At 46.8% G+C, this 6,851-nt stretch carries 2 protein-coding genes and 1 pseudogene; all 3 read left to right on the top strand.

Going from position 1 to position 6,851, the window contains the following annotated elements; genetic code table 11:
• Positions 1-4,864: ZmpA/ZmpB/ZmpC family metallo-endopeptidase (locus tag STRDD11_RS06400; protein ID WP_128836835.1), on the top strand; the 4,864-nt coding region annotated here is incomplete at its 5' end.
• A gap of 372 nt (positions 4,865-5,236) precedes the next feature.
• Entirely contained in the window at positions 5,237-6,520 is a 1,284-nt protein-coding gene (gene tig / locus STRDD11_RS06395) for a trigger factor (RefSeq protein WP_128836500.1), read from the top strand.
• A 160-nt stretch (positions 6,521-6,680) separates the two neighbouring features.
• Positions 6,681-6,851: pseudogene (locus tag STRDD11_RS14285) on the top strand (DNA-directed RNA polymerase subunit delta); the annotation flags it as partial.

The following is a 6,851-nucleotide window of genomic DNA, read 5'->3' as shown; positions in this document are numbered from 1 at the left end:
GGTCGTACCGCAGTCAGAGAGCGCAGTTGGCCCATCGCTTGTTGAACCTGCCCTTCCAGAGTACAGCGGCGGCGTCAATGGGGAGCCGGCTGTTCAGGAGGAAAATCCAGCCTACACAGATCCGGTCGTACCGCAGTCAGAGAGTGCAGTTGGCCCATCGCTTGTCGAGCCTGCCCTTCCAGAGTACAGCGGCGGCGTCAATGGGGAGCCGGCCGTTCAGGAGGAAAATCCTGTCTACACAGAAGCAGTCGGAACCGCAGGCGACGATGCAGCGACGGCGCCTGTTCAGCCTGATTTTGCCGGCGGAGTTGCCGGCGAATCGGCTGTGCAGCAGGAACTGCCCAGCCTGCACACCGAGGTACAGCTGGAAACGATTGAGCCGGAAGTCGTCTATGAGACCGACGACAGCAAGTATGTCGATGAAGAAGAGACCAAGACTGCCGGCATTCCGGGGCAGAAGCAAATTGTGACCAGCTACCAAGCAGTGAACGGACAGAGGATTTCCGAACCCCAGATTACAGAAACCGTGACACCGGCTGTTAACACGGTGATAGTAAGAGGGACGAAGCCGCTTCAGGGGACTGTGACTGAGGTTACGGAAGAAGAAATTCCTTTCACAGATCTTGAAATCATCGATCCAAATCTACCCTTAGGCACTGAAGTCATTGAAGCGGGCAGGCCAGGCCGTAAGGAAATTACCAAGGTTTATCAGACCTATAAAGGGGTTAAAACCAATCAAGCGCCTGAAGTAACAGAAAAAGTACTGGAAGCAGCTGCCAACCGCCTGATTCGCAAGGGCAGCCAGCTTGTTCAGCCAAGCCTGACGCTCAATCAGCCTGTTCTTGATGCCCTTTCCCGCTCAGCCAAGCTCAGTTACAGTCTAACGGACCCAAGCAATTCCTTTGTTGGCGCCCGAGTGCGGATTAAGCGTTCTGGATCAGTTGTTGAAGAGGTAGAAGTAGAAGACCTGCAGGCTGCTGTCAAACATTTGGAATACTACACACCTTATACACTGGAAACGGTCTTGACCTATACAAGCAGCCAAGGGACAGCAGAAACCAGTTTAGGAGAGGTTCCTCTGGAACTGGATTTGAAGAAAGTTGAGCTCAAATCCATCTCCAATGTGGACTTGATGAAAGTAGAGAACGGTCAGACAAAAGTCATGCCGACTCTGACTGAAAAACCAGCGAGTCTGGACCACTATTACCTGCAGTTCTCTTCTGAGCAGTTTAAAGATACAGTACTGCCGGTCACCTCAATTGAGGAAATCATCGTTGACAACCAGCCTGTTTTCAAGATTCAGGCCCAACTGCCGGATTTGCTGCAAAGGACTGAGAAGGGTCTTCAAAACAGCTTTGATTTTTATCTGGAAAAAGCTAAACCGCACGACGGAAACATTTATTATGATTTCCAAGATTTGCTGGAGGGAATCAGAAACAATCCGTCAGGAACCTTCATTTTAGGACGCAGCATCAGTGCTAAACTGATTGACAAGCCGGCTGCCAGCAAGGCCTACATTTCTGGTGAATTCACTGGGCAGCTGATTGGCGGCCAAAATGGCGAACGCCATGCTATTTTAGATTTGGCTCATCCGCTGTTTGAGACGATTAAAGGCGGAACGGTCAAGGATATAGACTTCAAGCGGGTAAATATCGTTTATCCAGATACAGCTGCCGGAGATACAGTGGCAGCAATAGCTGCTCGCCTGAAGGATAAAGGTGTCATTGAAAACGTCAATGTTCAGGGCTATCTTGAAGGGAGAGACCATGTTGCTGGCTTAGTCAATAATTTAGAAAATCAGTCTCGGATTGAAAATGTCTCCTTTAAGGGTCAGATTAAATCCAAGGGTGGAAACTCTGTTACCGGAGGTATCGCAGGAAGCAACTCTATGTCCTTGGTCAAGCGTGCCTATGCTGAAGCAGATATCTGGGTGAAAGGAGCTAAAAACGCCAGCATGCTGGTCGCTCAGAACTTCACAAATAATTCAGGAGCAGGCTGGGGAAATTGGGGCCGGCTGACCCAGTCAGTTGCCAAAGGCAGTCTGGAAGATGCAGCTGCTAAAAACGCTGCCGGCATTGCTTCCTCTATCTGGCCTTACGGAACGGTTGATGACAGCGTCAGCTATGCTCAGATTCTCAATGGGAAGGAACTCTTTGGATCTGACTCCGAAGTGGATTACCCATATATGGGAACTAAACTGCAAAACCTCTTTGGTGTAACGGGCCACAGTTCTGGAACCAAGGCCGGGAAAGATGCTAAATTCCGCCGCCTGACAGAAACGGAAGCAGATCAGAAAGTAAAAAGTTATAAGATTACGGCTTTAGAGCAGAAGAGCGATGACGGGGTAACTTCTGAGAAGTTAAATGCTTCTGTCTTGAAAACAAGTGCTTATCATGATAAAGCCGGCTACAATGCAGCATATGAAAAACTCTATCAAAATTTAGAGCGCTTCATGCCTTTCTACAATCAGGAGTTTCTGATTCACGAAGCCAATAAACTGGCAAATGCCGGTTTGGCAGGCGACCTCCTGACCAAGAAAGTTTTGTCCGTTCAGGCGCTAAATGGCAGCCAGTTCGTAACCCAAGGAATAGAAGCCGATAAAATTCTAGTTCACTTTGACGATGGCAGCAAAATCATCTATCATCTGCAGGCTCAGAAAGACTTTGCAGCTACTAAGATTCCAGAATTTGATATTGTGGAGCTTGGAACAGTTTATACACCGAACCACTCAGCTGCTGTCAAGGAAGATCTGGTAAGCCAATTGGCAGACAGTCTGAAGGATTTTGACTTGTATAGCGATGCAGTTTATCAGTCTGTCGGTCTTGCAAAAGATAATGACAAGGAAAACAAAGTGAAACGCCTCTTCTTGGATGAATCGCTGGCTGAAGTCAAAGAGAATTTGCAGGACATTGTACGAAAAATGCTTGCCAATGAATGGACGGCTGTCCATTCTGATAATCCGGCAGCAGATCAAGCTGTCAAGGCTAAAATTGAAGGCAATAAAACAGCTATCATGCTCGGTTTGACCTACCTAAACCGTTACTACGATCTAAAATTTGGAGACTATAATCTTAAAGAGCTGGTCCTCTTTAAGCCAGATTTCTATGGAGAAAAGGCAGATCTGCTGGATAGGATTATAAACATCGGCCAATCTACTGAGTCTCAGCTCAAGGGCGCAGACAATGTCAATATGTTTGCCCGTCAGTTGAAGACAGAAACAAAGGGCAGAGATTTGCTTGCTTATTTAGATTACAACCGCCGCCTGTTTACTGATTTTGAAAATATGGATTCTTGGTTTAAGGATGCGACCAGAGGCTTTGTGCAGTTTGAGGAACGTCCTTCTCTGATAGAGGAGATTAAGGATGCAAAATACCGAGTCTTTGACAATCTCAGTTCGGAATACTTCAGCAACTATATATTGCCGCTGCTGACTCTCAAGAACACTCGCTTGGCGATCCTTTCAAACTATAGCACAATGACCTTTGTCAATCGCGATAAACGCCGGTCATGGACTGACGAGAAGTTTGATGAGAGCATCAAGGAAGTAGCGACCCTTCACCGCAACCATGTCGATACCTGGTACAAACTCCTGTCCAGTGATATGAAGTCCAAAATGGTTAAGGACAACGTGACCGCTGTATGGGACGGCTTCCAAGTGGAAGGCCGTGGCTGGATTGATGTCAACGGAAATGATAATAAGGGCAATCCTTATGCGCCATCTCGCGAATTCTTTAACCTTGTTGGCGGCAGAGCCGGAGGTTGGTATAAATCTAATGGCTACGGTGCGCATGCTGCTGGTTCAATCCGTGTGAACTTCGAAGCTTTTGACCTATTGACAGACTACGGTGTATCTGTCTTTACACACGAGCTTACTCACGTCAATGATGGAGCAATCTATCTGGGCGGTTATGGCAGACGCGACGGCATTGGACCGGAAGGTTATGCACAGGGTATGCTTCAGTCTCCTGTTCCGGGTCAGCCTGGCTGGGGTGCACTGGGGCTCAATATGGCCTTTGATCGTCCAAATGATGGCAGCCTCATCTACAACAGCTCGCCAAGCCTTTTCAAAAACCGCGATGATATTGATCATTATATGAAAGCTTACAATGACACGCTCATGCTGTTGGATTATCTGGAAGGGGAAGCCGTCGTTTCCAAAGGAAATGAAGCTGCAGCCAAATGGTTTAAAAAAGTAGAGCCGAAAGCAGTGAGTGATAGAGCACAGCACGATCTAGTCCGAGATTTGACAGCAGATGAAAAGCAGACGATGGCTGTTTCCTCTGTAGATGACTTGGTGGATCAAGGGCTGCTTTCTAACCGAGCGGTAGGCAACAAAGTCTACAATCCGACTGATTTTGATTCCAGTTATATCGCTATCGACTATATGACCGGCATCTACGGCGGCGGTCAGAACAGCACCGGGGCGCCGGGAGCGCTGATGTTTAAGCATAACACCTTTAGAATCTGGGGTTATTATGGCTATGAGAAAGGCTTTATCGGCTATGCTTCCAATAAATACCGCAAGACAGCCAATGAGCAAGGGGTTGCCGGTTTGAGTGACAACTTTATCATCAAGCAGATTTCTGGCGGAGAATTTGAAACGATGGAAGCCTTTAAGAAAGCTTACTTTAAAAAAGTAGTGGATAAAACAAAAGCCAGCGGTATTAAGCCAGTAACCATCAACGGCAAGGTTTACAGCAGCTATGAGGAGCTGAAGACAGGTTTTGCAGAAGCCGTGCAAAAAGATTTGGCTAAGAACAGGCTTGATGAACAAATAACGAGAAACTTTAAATATGCGGTCTTTAGCCAGCTGCTGCAAAAGACAAACAGTTTTATGGATGAGACTTCCATATGGAAAGATTAAGGCCAACTCGTTCTTTATACCCTTTCTATGTTACCTCGCATGTCGGTGCCTCCAACAGTCTGAGAGACTATGGGAGGTCAGGGAGCAAACAAATAGAAACAGCCTGAGGCCAGAAATAAAAGGGCGCGGCAGGAGATGAGGGCTCATACAAGTTTTGCTTGTCTTGGCTGTAATCTTCAGTATTGCCGACTCTCCCTGCCAAAAGCTCTGTCTGCAGCTTCAAAGCACTTCTTTGAGCGCTTTGAAAAACCGGTCTTCTCATTTGAGAACACCGGTTTTTTCTTAGAAAAAAATTTATTATATAATTTTGAAAAAAAGCGTAATTATGCTATAATGGATTGTATTCAATAAATTTTAAGGAGAAATGACAGAATGTCTGCATCATTTGAAAATAAAGAAACAAACCGCGGAGTGCTGACTTTTACCATCAGTCAGGAGCAAATCAAGCCTGCTTTGGACCGCGTATTTAACTCAGTTAAGAAGGATATTGCTGTACCAGGTTTCCGTAAGGGACATCTTCCGCGTGCTATCTTCAACCAACGTTTTGGTGAAGAAGCCTTGTATCAAGACGCATTGAACGCTCTGCTGCCGGAAGCTTATGAGGCTGCTGTCAGTCAGGCGGGTATTGAAGTAGTTGCTCAGCCGCAGTTTGATGTGAAATCCATGGAAAAAGGCCAAGACTGGACCATTACTGCAGAAGTTGTTACAAAACCAGAAGTGAAACTGGGCGCTTATAAAGATTTGGAAGTGACAGTTGAGGCGACTAAGGAAGTGACAGACGCTGAAGTTGACGAGCGCGTGGAGCGCGAGCGCAGCAATCTGGCTGAGCTGGTGCTCAAGGAAGGGCCTGCTGCGGACGGCGATACAGTTGTGATTGATTTTGTCGGTTCTGTTGACGGCGTTGAATTTGACGGCGGCAAGGGCGACAACTTCTCTCTGGGACTGGGCAGCGGCCAGTTTATCCCTGGTTTTGAAGAGCAGCTGGTCGGGCATAGTGCCGGTGAAACCGTTGATGTCGTCGTGACCTTCCCGGAAGACTATCAAGCAGAAGACTTGGCTGGTAAGGAAGCTAAGTTTGTCACAACGATTCACGAAGTCAAAGAAAAAGAAGTGCCAGAATTGGATGATGAACTGGCAAAAGACATTGACGAAGAAGTGGAAACGCTGGACGAGCTCAAAGAAAAGTACCGCAAGGAATTGGCTGAATCCAAAGAAGCAGCTTATAACGATGCAGTGGAAGCAGCGGCAATCGATCAGGCTGTGGCCAATGCAGAAATCGTAGAACTGCCGCAAGAGATGATTCACGAAGAAGTGCACCGTTCGGTTAATGAATTCCTGGGCAATATGCAGCGCCAAGGAATCTCGCCTGAGATGTACTTCCAAATCACCGGCACCAGCCAAGAAGACCTGCACAAGCAGTATGAAGCAGATGCTGAATCCCGCACCAAGACTAACTTAGTGGTTGAAGCAGTTGCCAAGGCAGAAGGTTTTGAAGCAAGCGAAGAAGAAATTGAAGCTGAAATCACTTCGCTGGCAGCAGACTACAAGATGGAAGCAGAGCGCGTGCGCCAGCTGCTTTCAGCAGATATGCTCAAACACGATATTGCCATTAAGAAAGCTGTCGAAGTGATTACCAGCACTGCAAAAGTGAAATAAAGCCTGCAAAAGCCATAGTTCAGACTATTGGCTTTTTGGCTGTCGTGCTGTCATACAAAGAATGAAAATATTTTGACGAAAGCAAAAAATTATCGTACAATAGAAAGTAGCGAAAATTGCAAGAGGGCTAAGGCCTTTACTATCTTAAAGGAGATCGACTTTGGAATTAGAAGTATTTGCTGGACAGGAAAAAAGTGAACTTTCTATGATTGAAGTAGCGCGTGCTATCTTAGAGGCCCGCGGCCGCGATCATGAAATGTATTTCAGCGACCTTGTCAATGAGATTCAAAACTACTTAGAAAAGTCAAACAGCGAAATCAGGGAGGCCCTG

Origin of the sequence: Streptococcus sp. DD11 (assembly GCF_001578865.1) — a bacterium.
Lineage (GTDB): Bacteria > Bacillota > Bacilli > Lactobacillales > Streptococcaceae > Streptococcus > Streptococcus panodentis.
This window is presented reverse-complemented; position numbering and strand designations above follow the sequence as displayed.